25 protein-coding genes are annotated in these 24,511 nt (G+C 39.7%); 5 read left to right on the forward strand and 20 right to left on the reverse strand.

The annotated features are described in order from the left end of the window. Window positions 1–18 precede the first annotated feature (18 nt). From H9Q76_RS09465 to H9Q76_RS09480, 4 genes are all read right to left on the reverse strand, one after another. Window positions 19–696 (reverse strand): response regulator transcription factor, encoded by a 678-nt coding sequence (locus H9Q76_RS09465; protein ID WP_177982435.1) that lies wholly within the window; start codon window positions 694–696, stop codon window positions 19–21. 429 nt (window positions 697–1,125) lie between these two features. Next, window positions 1,126–1,953, reverse strand: coding sequence for an amino acid ABC transporter ATP-binding protein (locus H9Q76_RS09470; RefSeq protein WP_249321008.1), 828 nt, complete (start codon window positions 1,951–1,953; stop codon window positions 1,126–1,128). After that, window positions 1,937–2,647 carry an amino acid ABC transporter permease gene (locus tag H9Q76_RS09475; RefSeq protein ID WP_249321009.1) on the reverse strand — a complete coding sequence of 237 codons (711 nt, stop codon included), beginning with the start codon at window positions 2,645–2,647 and terminating at the stop codon, window positions 1,937–1,939. Before H9Q76_RS09475 ends, H9Q76_RS09470 begins: the two co-directional genes overlap by 17 nt. 23 nt (window positions 2,648–2,670) lie before the next feature. After that, window positions 2,671–3,531, reverse strand: a complete 861-nt coding sequence (locus tag H9Q76_RS09480; protein WP_021986262.1) for a transporter substrate-binding domain-containing protein — start codon at window positions 3,529–3,531, stop codon at window positions 2,671–2,673. Window positions 3,532–3,751: 220 nt separating this feature from the next. Here H9Q76_RS09480 and H9Q76_RS09485 point away from each other — a divergent pair, with 220 nt between their 5' ends. Next, on the forward strand, window positions 3,752–5,110 hold the full coding sequence (locus tag H9Q76_RS09485; protein ID WP_249321010.1) for an MATE family efflux transporter: 1,359 nt from the start codon (window positions 3,752–3,754) through the stop codon (window positions 5,108–5,110). Window positions 5,111–5,261: 151 nt separating this feature from the next. On the opposite strand, the gene H9Q76_RS09490 is transcribed toward H9Q76_RS09485, so the two are convergent. The 5 genes from H9Q76_RS09490 to H9Q76_RS09510 all read right to left on the reverse strand — a co-directional run bounded on the left by H9Q76_RS09490 (window position 5,262) and on the right by H9Q76_RS09510 (window position 8,495). Next, the gene (locus H9Q76_RS09490) at window positions 5,262–5,804 is read right to left on the reverse strand and encodes a LemA family protein (protein WP_021986264.1); all 543 of its coding nucleotides are present in this window, start codon (window positions 5,802–5,804) and stop codon (window positions 5,262–5,264) included. Between the two features lie 53 nt (window positions 5,805–5,857). Next, on the reverse strand, window positions 5,858–6,736 hold the full coding sequence (locus H9Q76_RS09495; RefSeq protein ID WP_249321894.1) for a DUF3137 domain-containing protein: 879 nt from the start codon (window positions 6,734–6,736) through the stop codon (window positions 5,858–5,860). Between the two features lie 82 nt (window positions 6,737–6,818). Continuing rightward, a complete protein-coding gene (locus H9Q76_RS09500) occupies window positions 6,819–7,376 on the reverse strand; it encodes a prolyl-tRNA synthetase associated domain-containing protein (RefSeq protein WP_249321011.1) in 558 nt (185 codons plus the stop codon). Between the two features lie 134 nt (window positions 7,377–7,510). Continuing rightward, window positions 7,511–7,858 (reverse strand): hypothetical protein, encoded by a 348-nt coding sequence (locus H9Q76_RS09505; protein ID WP_177970679.1) that lies wholly within the window; start codon window positions 7,856–7,858, stop codon window positions 7,511–7,513. 175 nt (window positions 7,859–8,033) lie between these two features. Continuing rightward, a complete protein-coding gene (locus H9Q76_RS09510; protein ID WP_249321012.1) occupies window positions 8,034–8,495 on the reverse strand; it encodes a hypothetical protein in 462 nt (153 codons plus the stop codon). 124 nt (window positions 8,496–8,619) lie between these two features. On the opposite strand from H9Q76_RS09510, the gene H9Q76_RS09515 reads away from it, so the two are divergent. Beyond that, the gene (locus H9Q76_RS09515) at window positions 8,620–9,768 is read left to right on the forward strand and encodes a serine/threonine protein kinase (protein WP_249321013.1); all 1,149 of its coding nucleotides are present in this window, start codon (window positions 8,620–8,622) and stop codon (window positions 9,766–9,768) included. 669 nt (window positions 9,769–10,437) lie between these two features. On the opposite strand, the gene H9Q76_RS09520 is transcribed toward H9Q76_RS09515, so the two are convergent. From H9Q76_RS09520 to H9Q76_RS09530, 3 genes are all read right to left on the reverse strand, one after another. Beyond that, on the reverse strand, window positions 10,438–10,602 hold the full coding sequence (locus H9Q76_RS09520) for a hypothetical protein (RefSeq protein ID WP_196021568.1): 165 nt from the start codon (window positions 10,600–10,602) through the stop codon (window positions 10,438–10,440). Between the two features lie 10 nt (window positions 10,603–10,612). Next, window positions 10,613–11,830, reverse strand: coding sequence for an ATP-binding protein (locus tag H9Q76_RS09525; protein ID WP_196021570.1), 1,218 nt, complete (start codon window positions 11,828–11,830; stop codon window positions 10,613–10,615). A 110-nt stretch (window positions 11,831–11,940) separates the two neighbouring features. Beyond that, a complete protein-coding gene (locus H9Q76_RS09530; protein ID WP_196021572.1) occupies window positions 11,941–12,186 on the reverse strand; it encodes a hypothetical protein in 246 nt (81 codons plus the stop codon). 275 nt (window positions 12,187–12,461) lie between these two features. Here H9Q76_RS09530 and H9Q76_RS09535 point away from each other — a divergent pair, with 275 nt between their 5' ends. After that, entirely contained in the window at window positions 12,462–13,112 is a 651-nt protein-coding gene (locus H9Q76_RS09535; protein WP_249321014.1) for a hypothetical protein, read from the forward strand. Between the two features lie 50 nt (window positions 13,113–13,162). After that, a complete protein-coding gene (locus H9Q76_RS09540) occupies window positions 13,163–14,554 on the forward strand; it encodes a restriction endonuclease subunit S (RefSeq protein WP_249321015.1) in 1,392 nt (463 codons plus the stop codon). A gap of 36 nt (window positions 14,555–14,590) precedes the next feature. On the opposite strand, the gene H9Q76_RS09545 is transcribed toward H9Q76_RS09540, so the two are convergent. Continuing rightward, window positions 14,591–15,400: a tyrosine-type recombinase/integrase gene (locus tag H9Q76_RS09545; RefSeq protein WP_196021599.1), complete on the reverse strand. Its 810-nt coding sequence runs from the start codon at window positions 15,398–15,400 to the stop codon at window positions 14,591–14,593. Window positions 15,401–15,552: 152 nt separating this feature from the next. On the opposite strand from H9Q76_RS09545, the gene H9Q76_RS09550 reads away from it, so the two are divergent. Continuing rightward, a complete protein-coding gene (locus H9Q76_RS09550) occupies window positions 15,553–16,086 on the forward strand; it encodes a restriction endonuclease subunit S (RefSeq protein WP_249321016.1) in 534 nt (177 codons plus the stop codon). Here H9Q76_RS09550 and H9Q76_RS09555 read toward each other — a convergent pair. The 7 genes from H9Q76_RS09555 to H9Q76_RS09585 form a co-directional block, all read right to left on the reverse strand. Further along, window positions 16,079–17,626, reverse strand: a complete 1,548-nt coding sequence (locus H9Q76_RS09555; protein ID WP_249321017.1) for a restriction endonuclease subunit S — start codon at window positions 17,624–17,626, stop codon at window positions 16,079–16,081. The genes H9Q76_RS09550 and H9Q76_RS09555 overlap by 8 nt on opposite strands. Continuing rightward, complete coding sequence (locus H9Q76_RS09560) at window positions 17,626–19,056, reverse strand: class I SAM-dependent DNA methyltransferase (protein ID WP_196020182.1); 1,431 nt, start codon at window positions 19,054–19,056, stop codon at window positions 17,626–17,628. Before H9Q76_RS09560 ends, H9Q76_RS09555 begins: the two co-directional genes overlap by 1 nt. Next, a complete protein-coding gene (gene hsdR, locus H9Q76_RS09565) occupies window positions 19,053–22,322 on the reverse strand; it encodes a type I restriction-modification system endonuclease (RefSeq protein WP_249321018.1) in 3,270 nt (1,089 codons plus the stop codon). Before hsdR ends, H9Q76_RS09560 begins: the two co-directional genes overlap by 4 nt. A 68-nt stretch (window positions 22,323–22,390) precedes the next feature. Then, the gene (locus H9Q76_RS09570; RefSeq protein WP_196020185.1) at window positions 22,391–23,368 is read right to left on the reverse strand and encodes a hypothetical protein; all 978 of its coding nucleotides are present in this window, start codon (window positions 23,366–23,368) and stop codon (window positions 22,391–22,393) included. 27 nt (window positions 23,369–23,395) lie between these two features. After that, window positions 23,396–23,545, reverse strand: a complete 150-nt coding sequence (locus tag H9Q76_RS09575; protein WP_243275601.1) for a helix-turn-helix domain-containing protein — start codon at window positions 23,543–23,545, stop codon at window positions 23,396–23,398. Window positions 23,546–23,763: 218 nt separating this feature from the next. After that, a complete protein-coding gene (locus tag H9Q76_RS09580) occupies window positions 23,764–24,009 on the reverse strand; it encodes a DUF6061 family protein (protein ID WP_243275602.1) in 246 nt (81 codons plus the stop codon). 10 nt (window positions 24,010–24,019) lie between these two features. Further along, complete coding sequence (locus tag H9Q76_RS09585; RefSeq protein ID WP_249321019.1) at window positions 24,020–24,412, reverse strand: hypothetical protein; 393 nt, start codon at window positions 24,410–24,412, stop codon at window positions 24,020–24,022. Window positions 24,413–24,511: the final 99 nt, after the last annotated feature.

The raw sequence follows: 24,511 nt of genomic DNA on the forward strand, positions 1-24,511 counted from the left end.
TTTTCTGTTTTCACATGGCTACGCATCCGATATTTTATAGCCCCTGCCTACCACCGTCTGTATCCGTTTTCCTTCCTCGCCAAGCGCATTCCGAAGCTTCTTGATCTGGTTATCCACCACACGGTCGACGCCGATGTAATCATATCCCCAGATGTGGTTTAACAGGGCGTCCCGCGACCACACGATATTTTTATGCTCCATCAGGAACCGAAGAATCTCATACTGCTTATTCTGCAGCTGTACTTCCCGCTCATTCACAAATACCTGACAGCTCTGCTTGTCCATCCGGATTGCGCCACAGGTAATCGTCTCCTTTTTATTCTCCTGTTTTGTCCGCCGCAGGATGGCAAGTATCTTCGCATACAGTGTCGCCAGCGAAAATGGTTTCACGATATAATCGTCGCAGCCAAGTCCGTAGCCCCAGAGTATATCCTCCTCACTTCCCTTCGCAGTCAGGAATACGATTGGAACCATATCTTTTTTCCGTATCATCCGGCAAAGTGTAAATCCGTCGATATCCGGAAGCATCACATCGAGCATGATCAGGTCAAATGTCTGGCGTTCGAGTGCGCCCTCGCAGGCTCTTCCGTCCTCGGCGAGTGTCAGGCGCATCGTGTCTTTTCCCTTCTCGTCCATGTAATCTGCGATGACTTCCCGGATGGATTTGTCGTCCTCCACCAACAGAATCTGGTACATACTGTTCTCCCCTTTACTTCGTGGTGAAACTGGTTAGCATTCTATATATAGATTCAGATTGATTCATACGATATACAATGTATTGAAGCTAAGAAGTTCTATATGTTCTGATCTACATTTTGTAATATACGCCACCGCCGCCAATTCGCCATCCATGGCTCAGTGGCGGCTTGTTTGAACATCGTGTTCAAACATGGCTGCTATAATTCACAGAACATCAAGAACTTCTAAACTTCAAACATATCGTATATCTTTATGAATCAATCTGGATCTATATAATATTACTTCTAACCAGTTTCGTTAATTTCATTTTCTATATCATATATGACACATGTGTCTTTCATATATACTATAACAAAAAAATGCACAGGCATCTAATTTTTTGATGTCTGTGCATTGTATGCTTCTTTATTTACACTTCAATTTAACTTATGACAACACCTTCGACAGGAATTCTTTGAGTCTCGGATTCTTTGGATTCCCGAAGAACTCTTCCGGTGTGCCGGATTCCAAGATGTGACCATCGTCGATAAAGAGGACTTTGTTTGCAACTTCCTTTGCAAATCCCATCTCGTGGGTAACGATGATCATCGTCATGCCTTCCTTCGCAACTGCCTTCATCAAATCCAATACCTCGCCTACCATCTCCGGATCAAGCGCAGAGGTTGGCTCATCGAACAGGATCACATCCGGGTTCATTGCAAGTGCACGCACGATTGCCACACGCTGCTTCTGTCCGCCGGAAAGTGTAGACGGATATACGTCTGCCTTGTCTAACAGTCCGATTCTCTTCAGCAGATCTTCTGCTTTTTCTTTCGCTTCCGCTACGATCTTTGCCTTGGTCGTTGTGATTTCGATTTTCTCCTGCTTCTCCTTGCGGAACAGGTTTGTAAGCGGAAGGAACCGGTTGTGGCGTTTCGCCTTCTTCAGATCCTGGCACTGTACATAGACCGGTGCAAGCATGATGTTCTGGATGACGGTCTTGTTATTGTACAGATTAAAATGCTGGAACACCATTCCCATACGGCGGCGGTGGATATTGATATCAACCTTTGGATCTGCAATATCAACACCATTGAAGATGATCTGTCCGCCTGTTGGATCTTCCATACAGTTCAGGCAGCGCAAAAATGTACTCTTACCGGAGCCGGAAGGACCGATGACAACCATAATGTCGCCCTTGTCCACAGTGACGTTGATGCCTTTCAAGACTTCATTGTCACCAAAATGTTTTTCAAGATCAATGACTTCTATCACTCTTTCTCAGGCTCCTTTCCATCATTTTAATTCCAAAGCTGATCAGCAGGACAAGCACGATGTAGATGATTGCCATAACCAGATATGGAATCATGAACTCGTAGCTGTTGCTTCCGATGAAGTTGAATGCCACATATAGATCTGAAGCACCGACAAAGCTGACTACGGAAGTTTCCTTGATCAACGATATAAATTCATTTCCAAGTGTTGGCAGGATATTCTTGACTGCCTGTGGAATGACGATCTTGCGCATAGTTGTCGCAAAGCTCAAGCCCATCGCACGTCCACCTTCCATCTGTCCCGGATCTACGGAGAGGATACCGCTTCGCATGATCTCGGAGATGTATGCACCACTGTTTAAGCCAAATACCATAATAGATACCTGTACGCCTGTCATATGTGCATCCATCAGAGGCAGCAATACATAATAAAATACCAACAACTGTACAACCATAGGAGTTCCACGGAACAATCCGACGTAAAACCGGCAGATGGCATCTAAGACACGCGGCAGACGCTTATACTTCGGAATCACACGCACCGTCGCGATCAAGGTACCGATCACAACACCGATGACGAGACCGATCACAGCGATAATCAGCGTATTCTTCAAGCCCTCTAATACTTTTACATACCCACGGTTATTGATGAATATTTCTATGAATTTGTCTATTTTAGTTCCTATATTTCCCATGAAATATCCTTTCGTTCCTCAAATTACTGCATCTTATTGATAGATGATGTAATGCTCTCAGCAGGAGCGGAATCGATGATTACGTAATTGATGTTTCCATTTAACAGATCCTGTACTGCAAGGGAACCATTCTTGTAACCCTTAGACTCCATCTTCAGTCCCGGGAATCCCCAGTCGTCATCACCTTCACAGTAGAACTGACCGGTTGTACCGTTCTGGAAACCGATCTTTAAGTCAGAACCCTTTGCCTCAAGAATCTTGTTTACATCGTCGGCTGTCTTGCAGGCATCGAACTCTGTATCTGTAGACAATGTGATAAGCTTCTGTGATGCGCTGTAATATGGATCAGAGAATGCTACATACTCTTCACGGTCCGGCTTGATTGTAAGACCTGCCATGGCAACATCACACTTGTGCTGGCCAACAGAGAGACATACGGCATCGAAATCCATGTTCTGGATTACAAGCTCCTTGCCAAGCTTATCTGCAAGTGCCTTTGCAATCTCCATATCAATACCAACATAGTTCTCACCATCCATATACTCAAATGGCTCAAATGCAGCGTTTGTTGCTACTACCAACTGATCCTTGCTCTCGTCATAAGCTGCTGACTTCACAGGAACCGGAGTACCATCACCAAAATAACGGTTGCAGATCTCGTCAAATGTTCCATCAGACTTCATGTCTTTAACGAACTGATTTACTTCCTTTAATAAATCCGGCTGATCCTTATCTACACCGAATGCATACTGCTCATCGGTCAGATCTACCTCGATAACCTTGGCTGTCTTCTTTGCAGAATCGCTCTTTCCGCCACATCCTGTCAGTGCTGCCATGCACATAACTGCAGACAATGTAATTGCTACTAACTTCTTAAGTTTCATAATATTTTACTTCCTTTCTTCACATTTACGATTTAATATAGCATCCTGCGACAAAAAATGCAACGAAAGACGCGTTTTTTTTGCAATACAATACATTTTTATGTATAAAAAGCTTATTTTTTTCTAATTTTATGCATAACAAGCATTGACCTTACAATTGTTGTAGGGTTTAATATAGGATGCGGGGTTGAAAAAGACTTCGCAGGAGGCTTTATTTACTATGGAAAAAAATCTGACAACCGGAAGCGTATTCAAGACGATTTTATATTTTGCGCTTCCATATCTTTTTTCTTATTTTTTACAGACATTATATGGTATGGCGGATCTGTTCATCATCGGACAGTTCAACGGAACCGAAAGTACGACCGCTGTTGCAAACGGCAGTCAGGTCATGCACATGCTGACCGTCATGATCGTCGGTCTGGCGATGGGATCTACCGTCATGATCGGGCGTGCCGTCGGTGCCAGGCATAAGGATAAAATTGCAAAAACAGTCGGAAACTCCGTAACCTTATTCATGGGACTTTCCGTCATATTGACGATTGTTCTGTTGTTGCTTGTAAGACCGATCGTGTTACTGATTCAGACACCGGCCGAAGCAATCGAGGGTTCGATCCGGTACCTGACAATCTGCTTTATCGGAATTCCGTTTATTACAGCTTATAATATCATCGCTTCCATCTTCCGTGGTATGGGCGACTCGAAAAGTCCGATGTATTTTATCGCGATTGCCTGCGCGGCAAATATCGCGCTCGACTATGTATTTATGGGAGTTCTCCATATGGGTGCTGCCGGAGCCGCACTTGGCACGACACTCGCTCAGACACTGAGTGTCATGATTTCTTTGCTCATGACAAAGAAAAAGAAGCTTGGCATCAAGCTTTGCAAACAGGATTTCATCCCAAGCCGTGCTGTGCTCGGCGAGATCTTAAAAATCGGTATCCCGGTTGCGATTCAGGATGGCTGTATCCAGATTGCATTTATCATTATCACCGTTATTGCAAACAGCCGTGGCTTAAATGATGCCGCTGCCGTCGGTATCGTCGAAAAAGTGATCAGCGCACTCTTCATCGTGCCATCTTCGATGCTTGCAACCGTCTCTGCACTTGCCGCACAAAATATCGGTGCCGGCAAGCATGACCGTGCATCGAAGACGCTGAAATATGCCATTCTGATTACATTTACCTATGGGATAATCGTTGCAATCATCGGGGAACTGATTACCGCAGGTATCGTCGGCATCTTCACGAAGGACGCCGCGGTTGTCGTGCTTGGTTCACAATACCTGCGTGGCTATATCGTCGACTGTGCATTAGCCGGTATCCATTTCTGCTTCAGCGGATACTTCTGTGCATACGGCAAATCCTATATCGGATTCATCCACAATATGATTGCGATCATCTGCCTGCGTGTACCGGGTTCGTATCTGGCCTCGAAGTTCTTCGCAGATACATTGTTCCCGATGGGGCTTGCGGCGCCTGCCGGATCCATGCTTTCGGTTATTATCTGCGTGGGTACATTTGTATGGATGAAGAAACACGGGCGCCTTGGAGACAGTCAGATACAAGATGCATCCTAGTACATATACAGTCCTGCAGAGACATGCTGCGTTTCGATTAACGATTGTCAAATGCACCGCATAATGCGTGCATTTTCCTCGTTGCCATAAAAAATCCGGAGAATTCATTTACATGAACGCTCCGGATTTTTGTTTTAAGATTTTTATTTTGTTAGAAACTCATCTTCACATCCTGACGCTTTGCTTCCTCTGCCTCGAAGAATGGTTTCTTTACCGCATGCATGTTGTTCGCTACAATGCTGCTCGGGAATACAACAAGCTTCGTATTGTACGTGTTGACATTCGCATTGTACAATCTGCGGGCTGCCTGCAAATGCTCTTCCACATCGGCAATCGTCTTCTGCAGCTCCATGAAGTTGTTGCTGGATTTTAACTCCGGATAATTCTCAGCGAGAATGTTGATATCCTTCGTAAGCTGTTCCATCTTCTGATTGGCTGCATTCTTCTCTGCCATCGTCATGCCGCTTCGAAGCTTGACAAGCTCTGTCAGAACTGTCTTCTCATGTGCCTGATATCCCTTTACGACATCAAGCATCTTCGTAAGCACATCGTAACGCTTCGTGAGTGCCACATCGATTCCGGACTCTGCTTCCTCCACCTTAAGCTGTGACCGCTTGATTCCATTCGATGTTGATATGTACCAGATCACGATACAGACCAAAAGTACAATAATCACTGTAATAATTGCTTCCATAATTTGCTCTCCTCTCTTTTTCATAGAAATTACATTGTTTGATTATAAAAATGCTACTGTGCATCTGTAATCCGCAGCCGGTGTATGATATCCATAATCACAGCACAATCATTTTTGATCTTATTGATTTCATCCACATAGACGAATGGCTTCTTGATATCACCATCAAATGCATTTCCAGTTGTATTGACTGCCACATATAGCTTGCTACCCAGATACCGCAGGGCTACATTTCCCGCACGCCGGTACAGGTCTGTCACACATTCCATCGTCTGTGGAGTAAGCACATAAAACGCATCGACCGGATAGGTTGCCAACACCTTGAACTCCCGGTTGAACGCTTCGCTCTCCAGCTTCACATTCTCGTGATGAAATCCATTCAGATTGCCATAATACTGGAAATTCTTCGACCGGATACCAACAGAACGTATATCGGATTTCTGCAAATCAAAAACGAATACCCGTCCTTTGAAATACGTCGTTGTATGCCGGTTCTTTCCGCTTCCCGTCACATTCTTAATCGTGACATCCGCCTGATCAAAGGAGACACCTTCATATGCTCCGTGGATCAGATCTTCGGAATCAAAACGATTTCCAAGCTTCAACAGTCCCATCTGCTCGACATTCTGTCTCGTAAATCCGCACTCCCAGTTCACCTGAACATCCGAGAATGTCTTGTTCAATATTGAAACAACAAATGCATTCTTGTAGATCATCTGATATTCCTTGTTGATCTTTGACATCCTGCCGGATGCATAAATGGTTCCAACGGGTACCGCAAACATCAATACCGCAACTACTGTGCCCGCCATCGCCCCCATTCCCGGTGCCCCTATATAGGCTATCACCAGCAATACAACTGGAGCTGCGAATAAATACATCGCCTGTCTGTACTTCTTATGCAAACCATCGAGCTGATTCACAATCTGCATCGTATCCACGCGTTCACCCCCTCTGTCAAGTTAAATTGAGTGTATCATGAATCTACAAAAATAGCTATATATTTTACAATTTTTAACTGATTCGACTTTCCTCATCCTCCACTGTCACGAAAATCGGCTCGTGGTGCATCGCCGGAAGCAGCACATGTAACAGATCGTCCATCTTCAGGCGCAGACTGCTCGTATTGATACATGGATGACAGCCTACATATTCATCCTGCACCAGATCCTTATCCATCAGAAGCTGTACGTGATTTTCCGTATCATTTATCAGCCCAAGCACACTCACGGAGCCCGGCGTGATATCCAGGTATTCTTCCATATAAGCATCCTTCGCGAAGGAAAGTCTCGCCACGCCTAACTGCTTCGAGATATCCTTCGTCTTGAACTTCTTATGTCCCGGCAGCATCAGCAGATAAAAGTTCGTCTCCTGGCGATTGCACAGGAACAGGTTCTTGCAGATTGTCGCCTCCAACGCCTTGTCAATCTCCTCGCAAACCTCCATCGTCATCGCTGCTTCGTGATCGATCCGCTCATACCATACATGGTTCGCATCCAAAAAATCATAAGTTCGTATTTCCTTTTCCAGCCTGCCTGATTCATCGGCCGGTCTGCCTGATTGTCGTGTCATAATCGTTCCTCTTTTCGTGTTATCTAACGAAACTGTACCATATTTCGCTAAATTTGAAAACTTACTTTCTATAAAAAAGACACCCGCAAACTGCGGATGCCTTTAAACACCATTTCTCCTGAATTTCTATGTAATTACTTCTTTGTTACAATCGCAACGACTGCAAGTATCGCGTTGATCAGGCACCAGCCTGCCCAGATTGCAAGATCTGAGAAGCTTCCGAAACCGGTAAATCCTACCAGTGCCGCCAGGCCGAACAGAACAATCAAAGCGATATTTCCGCCCTTTTTCTCAGCGTTTCTCGTCGCAACCGATACGATTCCGCCTGCAAGCATCAGAATTGCTACCAATACGCCTGCAGAGCCGGATGTCTCGCCATTTGCTTCGAGCGAATTGGCAACGCCCGCTGCACATGACTGGAATGTTACGATGACGAATAAAATCATGGATAAAATACCGGACACTAATTTCCAAGTTTTCATGAACCTCTTCCTCCTTTTCTTGTGGCATACCCCCGCGCATTGCCCGGTGGCAGTTTATCGAAAACATCCTAACGATTCTCTTCGTTTATGACATTTTCTTCTTTTGTATCCCCACAAGTATTATCCCATAAATTATCCGGCTTCGTTGCCCCCGTAGCAGTGGCAAATTTATTCTCTAATCCTGCACTCCGCTTGTCCGAAGCGGCTGCAAGCCTTTTTGATTAAGCAGATCATTTACGTCCAGGATGCTTCCCGGCCGCTCATTGAACGCGATCATCAGGAGTGCATCTCTTGGGACCTTCGAATATAATTCCGGCATCTCGTATTTTTTAAGTGCACGCTGCGTCTCCGCCAGACTGAATTTCGCCGCATAGCAGATCCGCAGGATCACATCCCTCTGCCGCGTACGCTTCTCCCCGGACAGCAGCTTATAGCCATACCGCTCCGGAATATCTGCCTGCAGGAACACATACTGCTGGGTAAGCTTCTTTTCCTGTAGCAGGTTCTTCACATAGATAGAAAATGCTTCCGAATTATCGCTTACACTTTCTTTATTCTCCGCGCAATATTTCTCAAAGTCCGAAAGATGTGTCTTTCCTAAGACTTCATTTAATTCCTTTGTATTTTTCTCCTTCATTTCATCCTCCAATCTGTTATAATAAATCCATCAGACTACCGATTACCAAAGCTGTATCAAAAAGCCCGGATAATTGATTGACTAAATATAATCAGTAACCCTACCCTATAGAAAGGATATGCATATGGATCTCGATCAGCGTCTCGCTATTTCGTATTATAAACCAATAGCCGCCATAAATGAACCGCATCATGTATACTTAGTCCAGCATCAGGAGACAAAAAAGATTGCCATCAAAAAAGTGCTTGATGTCTATAACCTCGCTGTCTATGCCGAGTTATACCGCAATCCTGTCGCAGGTACACCGCGGATCATAAACTATTACGAAGAGGCGGGACAGCTTACTGTCATCGAAGAATATATCTCCGGAACTTCCCTGCAGGATATGATCCGCCACGCAGACATAGTTCCAAGCGATATGCTTCAATATATGCTTGACCTGTGTACGATTCTTGAACAGCTGCATCTGCATAATCCGGCTATCATCCACCGGGATGTGAAACCCTCAAATGTTATCATCACCAGTTATAACCGTGCTGTGCTGCTCGACTTCAACGCTGCCAAATACCATACAGCCGCGAAAGATTCTGATACAATCCTGCTTGGTACACAGGGCTATGCCGCCCCGGAACAATACGGATTTGGACAATCCTCCCCGCAGACAGATATTTATTCTATGGGGATTCTTCTGAAGGAAATGGCGGAAGCATCGCATTGCCAGAATCCATATATTGATGCGGTTACTGCCAAATGTACACAGATGAATCCGGCGGAACGGTATCAAAGCATCGGGGAATTACGTCAGGCGTTGTTGGCAAATGGGGGAATCTTTCCTTATACACATGCCGGTCGAGCCTCCACCGGAGATTTATCCGGTTCGTCTTCCAAGCGTTCAAATGCTCAAACACAGAACGATCCCGACACTTCCGCAAACCATATGCAGTTTGCCCCTCCCGGTTTCCGTTCCAAAACACCTTGGAAGATGGCGGTTGCACTGCTTACCTATATATTTCTGGCATGGTTTTGCTTATCCATGAAAGTAAACAATACCTTCGGTGCTGCACTGTGGGTGGAGCGTGTATTTGCACTCATTATAATGCTTTTTATCGTGGCTTCCATCTTCGACTATCTCCATGTACGAAAGCTCATGCCTCTGTGCCAGCATGAGAAGAAAGCAACACGCATATTCGGCGTGGTTGTGTTAGACATCCTCGTTGTGTTCGGATTGATCGTCGTCATGGCGATCGTGCAATCATTTTGTCCGAATTCATAAATCTCATATAGAATATCATGTTTTTGACATAAAAAATGCCACCGTGAAGGTGGTATTTTTATTTTTATCTTTATTATTTATTTGTCTTTTTTATCATATAAATATCTTAAAAATGAAGTTCAGTCAGGAATTTCGCTAGTTCAGTCAATAATCCCCCTTTTTTATAATATCTGTTGTATACTACATCCAGATTTCAACGGCACCAAAAAAACACACATCCCACGAAATCAAAAAGACCGAAACTGCAGCATATTCTCCCTTCTTCTCCAAGGTCAAATGTGGGTTCCCGCTCCGCCTGTTCCCCAGGCTTCGCCGCGTGCAGTTTCGGAATTAACAACTTCTATTTAATGTCTTTCATCTATGTTATATTTCTGAATTTTCACAATACATTGCCGCCGACTCCGAATAGGAATCGACGGCAATTCTTTTTACCACACAGAAAACACAATTCCTGCAAGCGGTGACAACACGATCATAATCATAGAAAACAAAAAAGACTCCATTGATATAAGCGTTGCCCTCCACTCAGACGGAAACATTTCCTGTAAGATCGCATCTGTACGAACCTGCAATGCATCACCACTACTGATAACATTGACAGTAAAGAGTCGTTCAGACTGATTGCGGGTTTTCAGCTTAAACTTAGTGGTCAAGGCGTCATTTATGATTTCAGTTTGCCAAAACCTTTTTCTGACGCCTGCGAGTCATTGATACCTGACTTGGTTGAATTACTATCTTCTTTATATGCTCACCATCTACCCCAATATCTTTTAGATAACCTTCAAAATCTCCGTCAAATATAGATATATCATTTTCAACATCATACGTATACATATCTACCTCTCTACGCTTTCTCTAAAGAACTTTCATCCAGAAGGAAATCAAGCATATTTATCTTCTTATAGCCGTTTTCCAAATTAGTAAAAGGATCATTATCCATAGTAATTACTATCTTCTTATAGCCATCATCCAAATTCCTGAATGAGCTTAACTCTCGTTCTCTTGTGGATGGATCAATTACAGAATATGACACCTGAATATAATAGGTATTGTTCATATCCTTTGCCATAAAGTCAATTTCCTTATCACTATTATTTCCAATATCAACTATATAACCTCTGCGTAACAATTCAAGATAAACAATATTTTCTATCGTATGCGTCGGTTCAAGTTGTCTAAAATTCAGCATTGCATTGCGAATACCAATATCACATACATAATACTTGTGTAAAGTCTTTAAATATGCTTTCCCTTTTATATCATATCTCTGCACCTTATAAAACAAAAATGCATCGCACAAATAATCCAAATAATTACCTATTGTCTTATGGTCAACACTTGTATATCCATTACTTCTTAATGTATCCGCTATTTTTCTACTCGAAACATATGACCCAATAGAAGAACATAGAAGTTCTACCAATGCCTGAAATACTTCTTTATTTCGTATACCGTGACGTTCAATGATGTCATTAATCTGAACAGACTCTGCAACAGTTTTAAGATATTTATTCTTCAGAACGTCATCTTCTTCCTGCAACAAATACGGCATTCCGCCATATAACATATACTGATTAAATAACTGATATTTATCTGTCTGGTAATAATCATATAACTCTTTAAAGCTGAATGGCTGAACATGCAATTCAACACCTCTGCCTCTGAATTTTGTATTAATATCAGACGACAAAAATTCCGAATTAGAACCAGTGATATAAACATCACAATTAAAATCTCGCTTTATTCCATTTACCACATCTTCAAAATTCTCTACTAACTGAATTTCATCCAAAAAGATGTAGTAGCAATTTTCATCTTTAATCCTATTTTCAACCTCTTTATAAAGTTTTTTCGCATCTAACAGTTCATCATTTCGAATATTATCAAGTGCTATCTTTATAATATGATGTTCCGGCACACCAAGTTTCTTAATTTCTTCATAAAACAACTCAAATAACAGCGTTGATTTCCCGCAACGACGTATACCCGTGATGATTTTTACAATATCTTTATCTTTCTGTTTCAGTAAAAAGTCAATGTACTTTTTTCTTTCTATAGCCATAATTCTCCCCTTTCTATTCCCCAAATTCGTTCAAAAACTTTTTTTGGGGAATAACTTATTTGTATTATATATCTTTTTCATTTGTTTGTCACGCACATATTATGTATTTTCTACCCCAATCCCATAACTTTGGGGGTATCATCAGTCTTTTCCAGTCCTCGATTGTGAATCAGTAAGTCCTTGGTGTTCTCCACCAAATCCTGCTCCCCGGATTCAAAGATAGCCAGTCTGTACTTTTTCTCCTTACACTCCGCAATCAAAGGCTGCAGGCTGTCCATAACCTTAGGATCAGCCTTTTCCGCATTCGTCATCCAGACAATTGCGTACTTACCCTCTCTATTCACTGTCAGATTCATAGGGCACCTCCTTTTCTTAAAATGATTGCCAGATTTTTCATCTTTATGCCGACGCAGATGAAAAACTTGTTAAATTCATTTTATCTAAGAATAGGTTTTTCTACATTGAACGGATTTTGAGCAGAAATTGAAAATATACGTCCATGCCACAATCGTACAGTCGTTCTTTCCTTGCTTTTATGCTATACTTTCCACAAGTCCCATATCGAAACGATTTACTACCATGAAATAAGAAACATAGAAGATTACAGGACAAATTACAGGAGATGATTTCATTGAACAGAATTGATTTTCATAGCATTGCTACCACCCTTTTGGGAGGTTTAATCGATGCAGACTACTCGCAAATGGATTTTATCTATATGCTGTTTGGAAGCTTTGCCAACGACAATGTAGATTTTGCATTTGATAATGGTTTGGTCTGCAAATGGATCAAAGGGCAGTCCCGCATCAGCCCCAAAATTATCAGTTATTACAACATCGAAAAGAACAGGGACAAGTTCTGTAAAGATATTGAATCAAAATTATTGCCATATATCAGTGATGTATCTTATGCCATTTCAGCTATTCGAGATTTGATGTTATGTGACATCACTACTTCTGATGAGAAAAAAGATGCCTTACTGACGCACTTTGATCATGCTCCGGCACATTTCATATGCGATGTATTGGTATACGGATTTTCCAGAAATTTTGTCAAAGCGAGAAATAAAGATTCCTGCTCATCCTCTCCCAGAGTGGATGATGTTATGTACTTACCCCTGCTTCCTAAACCAACGAAATATTTTACAGGACGTTCTAATGCCCTCCTTGAACTCCATCAGTTGTTGTACATATCCTGTACCTGCCTTTCTGCCCTGTGGGCGATTTGTTTTGTAAGTATAGGATATAAAAAATCCACCCAACTCTCATTGACTGAGAATTGAGTGAAAATTGAATCCATAATTTACATTATGAGAAGTTCCAGGACGGAACCGTGAAATGTATTGAGGATGAGATACCTTTTGAACTGCCGGAAGGGTGGGAATGGTGTAGAGTTCGAGATATTGCAGCAGTTAAAGGAGGCAAGAGACTTCCGAAGGGAGTGGGCTTTTCACCTTGTCGAACCGCTCACGCTTATATCCGAGTAACCGACATGAAAAATCACTGTATAAATACGGATGATCTGAAATATATTTCAGAGGAAGTATTTTTACAAATCAAAAACTATACGATTTCAAAAGATGATCTTTATGTTACCATTGCTGGTACAATTGGTGTTACTGGTGAAGTGCCTACTGAGTTAGATGGAATGAACCTTACTGAAAATGCAGTAAAAATTACAAACATACAGATCAATAAAAACTATTTATGCTTGATTATACAATCGGAATTTGTTCAGCAGCAATTTCAAGACAAAACCCATCAGGTAGCTATGCCTAAGTTGGCATTAGAAAGAATTCTATCAACCTTAATTCCTGTTTGCACTATAACAACACAATCGGCAATGGTTAGCAAATTTGTTGAAATGGATTCTTTGATAAATCAAATTAGAGAAGAAAAAGAGATTTTAGCTGAAACTGTTTCTTTGACAAAATCCAAAATCCTCGACCTTGCTATTCGTGGCAAACTTGTACCGCAGAATCCAGATGATGAGCCTGCTTCTGTCCTGCTTGAACGTATACGAGCAGAGAAAGAGGAACTCATCAAAGCGGGCAAAATCAAGCGTGATAAGAAGGAATCTATCATCTTCAAAGGTGATGATAACTCTTATTATGAAAATATATCAAATAATACCATCTGTATAGATGAAGAAGTACCATTCGATTTACCTGATGGATGGATATGGTGTAGATTAAAATCATTGGCAGATCCACATGAAAATTCTTTTGTTGATGGTCCGTTTGGCAGCAATCTGAAAACAGACCATTACACAGATAGACGGGAAGTAAGAATAATACAATTAAATAACATTGGTGAATTTACATGGAAAAATAACGGTATAAAATATACCACTTATAGTCATGCAGAAACACTATCTCGATGCAAATCATATCCAGGGGATATTGTAATTGCAAAAATGATGCCTGCCGGAAGGGCGATTATAATTCCTGATATCGAAGATGTGTATGTTATATCATCTGATTGCGTGCGACTACAATTACCTAATTATATTGACAAAAGATATGTCATGTATATGATAAATAGTCCCACCATCAACAAGAGTGTCATGAAAAATGTTCAGGGAATAGGTAGAACAAGAACAAGTTTAAGTAAATTGAAAGAACTACTTGTACCTATACCGCCATATAAGCAACAGTGCCAAATATCTGCCACATTTGATAAGAGCCTTTTTTATTTTGATACGATTAATGCATTATGTGAATGATAGACAGCCGCCCTAAAACTTAGGACGGCTGATATTTTACCAAGTTACAATTTTATCAACAAGTGCCTGCTGTTCGCTGGCAGTACGTCTCAGATATATGCGAGTAGTTTCAATGCTTTCGTGTCCCATTAAATCTGCCAGCAATGCAATATCATTATACTTTTCAAGAAAGTTTTTGGCATATCTATGACGGAAGGAATGTGGATAGACCACTTTGCTGTCTAAACCATATTTGTCCGCATAATTCTTAAGTTGTTGAGAAATACCTCTAGTCGTTATACGGTCACCATATCTGTTTAGAAAAAGATAACCTGAAGTGCGTTGAGTTTCGCATAACCACTTTAGCGTTTCTTCACGCAATATTTTGGGGATGAATAATCTACGTAATTTACCGCCCTTGCTATACAAATCAAAATATCCAAGTTGCACATGCTCAATCTTAATACGAATTAATTCGCTTACACGAGCACCAGTCGCAGCAAGGTACCAAACAACAAAATACCACTCCATATTATTATCTTTTTTTAGTTGATTCTTCAGGAATTTATAATCGGCATTGCTGATTACATTTTCCAAAAAACTTTTCTGCTGAATCTTTACTGCTTTGAGTCGCAATTGTGGCTTTTCTAAATATTCCAGATATTTGTTAATTGCTTGTATTCTAAGATTTACAGTTTTGGGTTTAAAATGTTCCATCAGATAGCCCTTGTAGGCAAGCAAGTTTTCCTTAGAAACCTTCTCATAATTTGTAGTGAAGTAATTCACCGTCCACAGATAGGATTCGATGGTGTTACCTGATAGATTACCTTTTTTTAGGTAATCTTCAAAAGTTATTTCTGTCTTCATATAAAGACACCTCCATAAATTTATTTGCGGGTATCCGCTGAATAGATTATAGAGGAGAAAGTGTCGAATTCTCTTATTATGAGAAGGTAGATGACGAAGTTCATTGCATTGATGAAGAACTTCCATTTGAGATTCCTAAAACATGGGAATGGGTGCGATTGCAGAATTGCTGCACCAAGGAAATACGTCGAGGAAAGTCACCCAAATATACTGAACAAAGTAACACACTTGTTTTTGCTCAAAAATGTAATACAAAGTATGCAGGTATAGATACTGGCTTAGCTCTATATCTCGACGAAAGTACATTGAGTAAATACTCCGATGATGAGTACATGCAGGACGGAGATATTGTTGTAAACTCAACCGGGACAGGTACTTTAGGGCGTATCGGCTTCTACCGTAATTATGATAATAATGTAATGCTTCCTATTGTTCCCGATTCCCACGTCACAGTTATACGAGCATGTAGCAGTATTCAAAAATTTTACCTATATATCTTTATGAAGGCAAATCAACACAAACTCGAAAAGCAGGGTGAAGGCTCAACAAATCAAAAGGAATTAAAACCTCTCACATTAAAGAATATGCTTGTGCCCATTCCTCCATATTCTGAACAAGAAAGAATTTCTGCAGTAATAACGTCTGCTTTTTCAATTACATCTGCAATAAGAAGAAGCCTCAGCTGAGGCTTCTTTCTATTGGGAGCATAGTAGCAAAATAATTTTCAATTTGCCTAGAGATACAAGCTTGTTCTGCAAGTGGTGGAATAGGAACAAGAAGTGATTTTACGCTATCAGATTTGAGGTTCTTAACTGTAGAGCCTACAGCAAGTGAACTTAATGCATTATACATAATTGATGAACTGAGCATATAATATAAATAATCCTGGTGGAAGGCTATCTCTATTCCTCCAATAACGAGCCATCCGTCGTGTATGCAGCCATTCGTTCTTAGTATATACGGTCGACCAAAGCTCATGGAATTAGTAAGTAAGAAATCTCCGCTACATACATATCTTGTTTTACTTAACCCTTCAGGACGAATTTTTTCTTTTGTTGAGTAGATATATTTGCCTCCTTGTTCGGTATCCCCGATTTTTATCCAGTTTAGACCATTTTCGTCATCGGTGAGATAATTTTCAATAGGTCTTGGAGAACCGCCTCTGGCAATAGAACAAATATTACCCAGTCTCTCGTACATCCAACCATCTGGAATTTCAAAAGGAATTTCCGAATCAATACATCGAATTTCAGCACCTACCTTCTCATAATAAGAGTTATCCTCACCTTTGAAGATGATAGATTCCTTCTTATCACGCTTGATTTTACCCTGTTTGATGAGCTCTTCTTTCTCTGCTCGTATACGTTCAAGCAGGACAGAAGCAGGCTCGTCATTCGAGTCTTGTGGTACAAGTTTACCTCGAATGGCAAGGTCTAGAATTTTGGATTTTGCAGAAATAATGTAATTAACAATATCCTCTTTTTCGTTTTCAATAGTCGAAACTGTCTTTAATATGTGATTAACCTGAAATTCCAATCTTTTTTGCTCTTCATATGGCGGAAGTGCAATAAGTATTGAATTCATATTATCCTGTGTCATTTTAGGTTGAGCAGAACCTGTTACATACTTTTCAAGGCTAATTGCATTAATATATAAACAAAGATATTCTAAGATCAGTTTATCAGTTGAATCAATGCAATGTGCATGATTATTTACCCAATACTGTCCTTCTGCAAAAAAAGCAATAGGTTTACTCCTTGTTACAAGATTTGCACCATCTTCACCTATTAGCAATAGTTTCTCATTAAATATAAACTTATCTATTTTGTCAATTTTTCCAGAAGCACCATAATAGTCATATATTTTAGCAACATTAGTACGATTAGCTGATGAGATAGGTTTTCTTTCGCTATCACGATTAACAGTAACAGACGTAAACCTACACCATTCCCACCCTTCCGGCAGTTCAAAAGGTATCTCATCCTCAATACATTTCACGGTTCCGTCCTGGAACTTCTCATAATGTAAATTATCCTCACCAACAAAGATAATGGTATTATTCTTAATATCCTTAGGTTTTAACTTGCCATCCTTGACCATCTGTTGTTTTTCAGCCCTGATACGCTCCAGCAATACGGATGCTGGTTCATCGTTTGGATCCTGTGGAACTAATTTACCGCGAATAGCAAGGTCAAGAATTTTTTGTCGTAATGCTTTTATATCCATTATTCTTCCACCTCTCCTATAAGTGCTTCCAATTCCGCAACCGCCTTAGATATGTTGGATGATTTTTCCTTTATTTGTTCTAACAATTCTGCAAGAGTGTAATCATCTGTCCCCGAATCACTCTTCATCCATGTAATATCAAGACTTGTTTTATCCCTTGCTAAAATTTCATCATATGTGAATTTTCTCCATCTTCCATTTGGATTTTCTTCACTATATGTTTCTTTACGTGCTGACAAATCGCCATCTGCATAGCAAGCAACAAAGTCATCGAAATCTTCTTTTTTCAAAGGATTTGTCTTTCCAAATGATGGCATGTCATTTCTGAGGTCATATATCCAAACTTCTTTAGTATTCGCCTTATCCGTTTTACCTCTCGTAAAGAACAATACATTTGTCTTTACTCCCTGGGCATAGAAAATTCCGGTAGGCAGTCTAAGGATTGTATGCAGGTTACATTTTTCCATAAGGTCTTTACGGATTTTTTCGCCATCTCCATCTGCAAATAAAACATTATCCGGCAATACAACTGCTGCTCTTGCTTTTCCATCTGTATTCAAACTTCTGTAAATATGCTGCAGGAAATTGAGCTGCTTATTGCTGGTTGGGAATGTAAAGTCGTCTCTTGTAGCACGCTCTCCACCCTTCTTGGTCCCAAAAGGCGGGTTCGTTAATACTACATCATATCCTTTCATTTCTTTTCCAGCATTGGATAAAGTATCTGCAAGTTTTATTTCACCTTCAATATCATGTAGCATTGCATTCATCAATGCAAGTCTATGTGTATCATGCACAAGCTCACAGCCGGTAAACGCCTCTTCTCTTTCGAATTTTGCAGTATCCGCATCTAATTGGAATAAATCATCTGTATTCTCTCTCACATACTGGCTGGCAGAAATCATGAATCCAAACGTTCCACAGGCTGGGTCATTACAGCGTTCTCCCGGCTGTGGTTTCATTAATCTTGTCATCACATCAATAAGAACTCTAGGAGTAAAATACTGACCTGCTCCGGATTTCTTTTCGTTGGCATTTTTCTCCAATAATCCCTCATAAAGATTGCCCAACCCCTCTTCACGAGCTGAAAACCAATCAAGTCCATCAATCGTCGTAATAATTTTCTCGAGGTTCTTTGGCTCCTCAATATTAGTTGCGGAACCCTGATAAATTTCTCTTACGCGTCCTGTACAGTTTTCTCCCAGATGATTCAGCAATTCTTTGTAAAATTTCTTTAATTCAACACCACTTTTTGATTTTAATACATCCCAACGATAACCTTCCGGTATCTGCTTCTCTGCACCGGTTTCCTTTGCCATTTTAAGAAACAGAATATATGTAAGCTCAGTTACATACTGATGATAGGTAATTCCATCATCTCTTAATACATTACAGAGATTCCAAAGTTTTGATACGATTTCTTGTGTTGTCATGCAGTTCTTCCTCCATCATCATATAGATACTCATTGAGTTCTAAAACGACACTTTCTAATTTGTCACTAAATATTTTATTTATCTTGGTAAACCCACCCTGCGATTTAAAACGACTGTCCTCATCGAATACTGTAATATTCAATACCGATTCATTCAGCAAATAATCTTCCATTCTCTTAATCCAATTTTGTTCCTGCATAGTAAAAGAATGTGCTTTTCGCAATCGATCCACAGCCTTTCTAATTCTTGCCTCATGGCTGATAAGCACTGAACCTATAGCATATCTGCGAATCAAGCTTATAATATCTGCTGCCATTTCCTCATTTGTCAATTGTGATATTGCCGTATTTACTTGCTGTGTTGTATATCCCTCTCTATCCAACGTAAGCATCAGGGACTTCAAGCTATCCCTGGTAAGTTCACGCGGCTTTGTACAGATAATTTTTAATGCTGCAATCTCATTGATATTATTTTGAATATAGCTTGAGAATGCATCTATGTAATCTTCTGGGCGGGCATCTTTATTTCCGTAGCCCCTTCTCTCTTCGATAAAAGTATCTTGTTCATCAGAAATAACAACAGGTCGTCCACCATTTGGCTTACTTTCCTGAAGCATACGGAATAAATCGTAATATGCCAACAATCTCTTTTTAGCATCTTCCGGACTGCGCTTTTGAATATCAACTACAAACTGTGTCGGGTCCATTCCTCCTGACATATCAATGAAATGCTCCATCGTTTTTTCATCAATATTTTTCTTTTTACGCTGTAGCTTTGCGATTACCTGATTAATCTGATTCTTTACGTGTGCTTCATCATTCAATTCCTCTAAACCATCTAATAACTGTGTAAATGATGTGCTTGGATTTGCTACTACTGGTTTCATTGTATTGACATCCTCTAAAGCATCGTAAACACCAACAGGGTCATAAATATCAAAATGTGTCTTGTGAATCTCTTTGCACAAACGTGTAGCACGTCCCAACATCTGCTCAAACAAAATACGAGATTTAACACGGCGCATAAACACTAACGTTGAAATCGAAGGTACATCAATACCTGTTGTCAACAAATCAACCGTGACAACAATGGATGGATAATCTTCATTTTTGAAACGCTTTATTGCCTCTTGTATTTTCTTTTTATTTCCGTTGGCTACACTGCCAGTAATCTTCATAATTGCATCATTATCAACACCATATTCTGTGTAAATATCCTTAAGTATTGATACAATCATATCTGCATGGTCATCATTAACAGCATAAATCAATGTTTTCCCCTGTTCCCTCGGGGATTCCGGATCTATATTTTTTGCTATTTCTTCCAAAACCGTTCTATTAAAGGATTCTACTATAACCTGCTTATTAAATGAATCTACATCAAAATCCAATTCATCCTCTATCAACTCGCTATTTTCGATTTCTCCAGTAATTGGGTCATATATTGTAACTGCATCACCTTTTTTATAATGAATACCTTCTGTATTTAATTTAGTCTTTAACTCATGAGGTGCATCATGATCTACTAAATATCCCTCAATAACAGCCTCACGATAGGTATATTTAAAAACCGGTTCTCCAAAGATTTCTGTAGTCTGTAATGCCGGTGTTGCTGTAAGTGCAATTTTCACAGCATTAAAATATTCTATAACTGACCTATACTTACTCTGATATTCTCTTTGGTCTCTATAAAGTGCCTCATCTTCTCCCATTTCTTTGTCGAGGATGTATCCGCGGTGTGCTTCATCTATTATGAGCAAATCATAGTCTGAAACAGCAGGCATGGTTTCACCGTCATTGTACATAATTCGCTTAACCATTCCCTGAACAGTCGAAATGTGGATACGAGTCTCCTTATCAATTGTTTTGTCTTCTAAACCTTTAATATTATAAATATCATCAAGCGTGAGGAGATCTTCCATTTTTACTTCTTCGAAAACATCCTGAGCCTGTTCTCCTAATGCTGTACGGTCTACCAAAAACAAGATGCGACGAAATCTCTCTGTCTTAAGGAATCGGTAAATCATACCTAATACAGTTCTTGTTTTACCCGTACCGGTAGCCATTGCTAATAATGCGGTTTGCTTTCCGTTAATAACAGCCTCCTCTGCCGCCCTAATTGCGTTCAGCTGATAAGGTCTCAAATTCAGTCCGTCTTTATCTGTCAAAAGGTCATATGACATTTCCTTCAGATTCTTATTCTTACCTTCTATATCCGCAGCAAGCAATTCTTCCATTCCATCAGGACTCATCCAGCCACGCAATGGCATCGGTGAATTATCCGGTTTTCTTAAATCCAAAAACCAGATACCGGATTTTGTCTTATACTGCTTAAGGTAAGGTCTTCCATTTGTTGCAAAGGTAAATGGAACTTTAAATTCTCCCCATGTATCTATAACGTATTTCTCATCTTCTTTTCGAATACATCTTGGATAGTCTTTTCCTTGATAATCAATAACAGAAGGGATATCCTTATGAATAGCTTTTGCTTCGATAATACCAACTAATTTCTCTCCTACAAAAAGTGCATAATCTGCATATCCCCTATTTCCCACTTTAGAATTCGTAGGATATTCAGCGATTGCGAGATTTCTACCTTTTGTAGGACGAGTTCCCTTGGAGTAGCGCAGATTTTCGGTATCTGCATCCCATCCTACCATTCGTAATTGTTCATCAATCAAGAAACGAGTTTCCGCTTCTGTTTTTGGTCTTTGATTGGCTGCTTTATAAGCTTGCTTCTTACGCTCTGTCTGTTCAATAATCGGAGCCGCTGCTGCCATTTGTTCTGCTAACTTTGTGAGTTCTGATTCCTTTTTCTCTTCAGCCTCTTTATCAACTGTACCTGATACTGTATTTTCTTCCGGCATGACAAAATCTCTATGAGAATAATTCCAATCTCCATAGGTCTGCATAAACCATTCACAGAGACTGTGTGCCATCGGCAAAAATATTTTGTCATCTGCTATCGAAGCATAATTTTCATGTACTGCTTTATTTCTTACCTTTCTAAGGCCATGCAAAATAGTAACTAAGTCACTTGTAAGTAACCCTTCTCTACTTAATGTGTCTATACGTGCAACTGCTGTGTTATCATGTGGAAATGCAATTCTATCATATGTAAACATTAAATTTACAATAGTTTCTCCAATCATCCCCAACTTCATTAAACATGAATTTGAATCAGAGTAACAATATTTCTCAGCCATTTTTCCAAAATTTGAAAGCACCGGAAAATCTTTCTTCAAAAAATCAAAATTCGAAACCATCGCTACCTCCTTCTCACATCTTTAAACTTCTCATAATTTTGTATTATCGGAAGTTCTTACATAAAAAATTATTCACCTATATTTATCCCATAAATATTTTCGCAATTGAATGTTTCTGTATCTGTTTTTTCAATTATTTTTTGATATTCATAATCCATTTCAATTTTGCCGTCTCTTTTATATAGCCTGGTCAAAATATAGTAATCACTATTTTCAAAAACAATAGGGCATATTGTATAATTCATCTGCCTTGATTGATAATGAAATATATATTTACTATCTTCATCAGCTTCTTGTTCAACTAATACTATTTTATAAGAAGACCTGTCATTTTCATATGTAATACCAAGTATGTACATAAGTAATATCTCTAAAGCAACTGTAATGAAAACTGTAAATATCATATTCTTACTATTTCTCTTATGTTGATTCCCATCGTCAATATCTTTTTGCTTTTCTAACTTGCTTTTTAACTTCTTTTTCTTACGATCAGAAAATTTCTTCTCAATCGCAAATTCTATACCATATATGTTTACCGCAGCACAAACAAAAGCAAGTACAATCAATAACATAACTACACTTTCTACCGTTGAATCCTTTATTAAGTTAATAATACTAACTCTTGAAGTTATGAGAACCATGATAAGCAACAGTAGCATTTCTACAATCCAAAATACTACTGATTTAAGTTTTCGTTTCCAATGATATTTTGTTTCATCCTCTGAAACCAATATTGTATAGAATAAGTAATTTATTCCAAACCACACTATAAGAACTGCCGCCAGCTGAATTATTTGTAGCAAAAAGCTCTCATCATCAGATGTTATATAACAAGAAGCAATTCCATATACAGAAAATCTTCCTGATTGATATGCATACCACATACCTTTAATTACCCATAATCCTACAGTCATAACTGCCACAAATAGTGCGCTAAATTTTGTAAAATCTTTCTCAGCAATTTCCTTACATTTTTTAATAACTTTATATGCTTTATCTTGCATTGTATCTTTTACATCTAAATTTTTTTCTTCTGAATTTTCCAACTCCTAGTTTCTCCTTTACACAGTTTATCAGGACTCTATCTTCACAATATCATCCAACTTACATCCCAAAGTCACACAAATCTTCGCCAAAACTTCCACCCGGACATCTTCGTTTTCTCCAAGCTTTGCCATTGCATTTGTACTAATTTTTGCCGCTCTAATTAATTCTGTTTTCATCATTCAACGTTCATTTAAAATAACCCACAACTTATCATATTTTACTGTCATTTCCGTCCTCCTGAAACATAGAAAGAACTATTTTTGTTAATTTTAAGTATAACATTTCCTAAATGTTCTCTCAATGCAATTTTGCAGATTTCAATTTGCAATTCTGAATTTCTTTTACATAAAAACACCGGTCAGATTTCTCCAATCGGTATTTCTTTAAATCCTATTCAATTAAACTCCACCATTGCTTCCACATATCTCTGCAATCCGCCCGGCTTCAACGCGAAACTTACATAGCTTGCAGGCTCTTCTCGTGCCAATCTTGATAAGTACGCAGCGTCTAACGGCTCCTCGTAGATTACATTTGCTTCTGCCTTGTCACATTCTATAACAAGTTCCCTGCCATCCATATCCGTCATAATCACTGCATTTCTGTCAGCATCATAACGGTAAATTGTGTAGTTAAGTTCCATAATACCACCCTTATCCTTTCCCCACTCTCTCTGCCAGTCCAATCATACCGCCAACAAACAATTCCCTCTTTATCTGTCCGATTCTCTCCTCCACCAATGCCTTGTTCTCCTTTTCCGGCACCTTCGAATTCTCACAAACGCCCTGTTTATCAGCATTTCGGCACTGTGTCAATGTTGTCAATAGCGGGTCATCACTACTGATAACATTGACAGTAAAGAGTCGTTCCGGTTTGTTGCGGATTTTTAGCGGAACGGTAGTGGACAAGGCGTCATTGATACCTGACTTGGTTGAATTATTTTGTGTATCAGGTGACTCCATATGTTTTACTATAACTTTACTGTCTTGATTAAAATTTACGATTGGATCTTTTCCTGCTTTCACTTCTGATGCAATCATTTCCATATGTTCTGAGTTATCTGTACCGATATCTGTTATAGTACTGGCCACGTTGCCATTCGTTTCTTCAGCAACACTTAGCAGTTGTTCCCTGCCCTCTACCTG

The sequence above is a fragment of the Wujia chipingensis genome, assembly GCF_014337155.1.
GTDB classification, from domain to species: Bacteria; Bacillota; Clostridia; order Lachnospirales; family Lachnospiraceae; genus Coprococcus_C; species Coprococcus_C hominis.

Coding starts and splice junctions, on each gene's coding strand:
- H9Q76_RS09505 (WP_177970679.1), bottom strand. CDS start 7,858: ATGAAAACTTGGAAATTAGTGTCCGGTATTTTATCCATGATTTTATTC.
- H9Q76_RS09580 (WP_243275602.1), bottom strand. CDS start 24,009: ATGGAACTTAACTACACAATTTACCGTTATGATGCTGACAGAAATGCA.
- H9Q76_RS09475 (WP_249321009.1), bottom strand. CDS start 2,647: ATGGGAAATATAGGAACTAAAATAGACAAATTCATAGAAATATTCATC.
- H9Q76_RS09510 (WP_249321012.1), bottom strand. CDS start 8,495: ATGAAGGAGAAAAATACAAAGGAATTAAATGAAGTCTTAGGAAAGACA.
- H9Q76_RS09545 (WP_196021599.1), bottom strand. CDS start 15,400: ATGAAGACAGAAATAACTTTTGAAGATTACCTAAAAAAAGGTAATCTA.
- H9Q76_RS09520 (WP_196021568.1), bottom strand. CDS start 10,602: ATGTATACGTATGATGTTGAAAATGATATATCTATATTTGACGGAGAT.
- H9Q76_RS09490 (WP_021986264.1), bottom strand. CDS start 5,804: ATGGAAGCAATTATTACAGTGATTATTGTACTTTTGGTCTGTATCGTG.
- H9Q76_RS09575 (WP_243275601.1), bottom strand. CDS start 23,545: ATGAAAACAGAATTAATTAGAGCGGCAAAAATTAGTACAAATGCAATG.
- hsdR (WP_249321018.1), bottom strand. CDS start 22,322: ATGGTTTCGAATTTTGATTTTTTGAAGAAAGATTTTCCGGTGCTTTCA.
- H9Q76_RS09500 (WP_249321011.1), bottom strand. CDS start 7,376: ATGACACGACAATCAGGCAGACCGGCCGATGAATCAGGCAGGCTGGAA.
- H9Q76_RS09585 (WP_249321019.1), bottom strand. CDS start 24,412: ATGGAAATGATTGCATCAGAAGTGAAAGCAGGAAAAGATCCAATCGTA.
- H9Q76_RS09560 (WP_196020182.1), bottom strand. CDS start 19,056: ATGACAACACAAGAAATCGTATCAAAACTTTGGAATCTCTGTAATGTA.
- H9Q76_RS09495 (WP_249321894.1), bottom strand. CDS start 6,736: ATGCAGATTGTGAATCAGCTCGATGGTTTGCATAAGAAGTACAGACAG.
- H9Q76_RS09515 (WP_249321013.1), top strand. CDS start 8,620: ATGGATCTCGATCAGCGTCTCGCTATTTCGTATTATAAACCAATAGCC.
- H9Q76_RS09525 (WP_196021570.1), bottom strand. CDS start 11,830: ATGGCTATAGAAAGAAAAAAGTACATTGACTTTTTACTGAAACAGAAA.
- H9Q76_RS09465 (WP_177982435.1), bottom strand. CDS start 696: ATGTACCAGATTCTGTTGGTGGAGGACGACAAATCCATCCGGGAAGTC.
- H9Q76_RS09480 (WP_021986262.1), bottom strand. CDS start 3,531: ATGAAACTTAAGAAGTTAGTAGCAATTACATTGTCTGCAGTTATGTGC.
- H9Q76_RS09555 (WP_249321017.1), bottom strand. CDS start 17,626: ATGGATATAAAAGCATTACGACAAAAAATTCTTGACCTTGCTATTCGC.
- H9Q76_RS09530 (WP_196021572.1), bottom strand. CDS start 12,186: ATGAATCTGACAGTGAATAGAGAGGGTAAGTACGCAATTGTCTGGATG.
- H9Q76_RS09485 (WP_249321010.1), top strand. CDS start 3,752: ATGGAAAAAAATCTGACAACCGGAAGCGTATTCAAGACGATTTTATAT.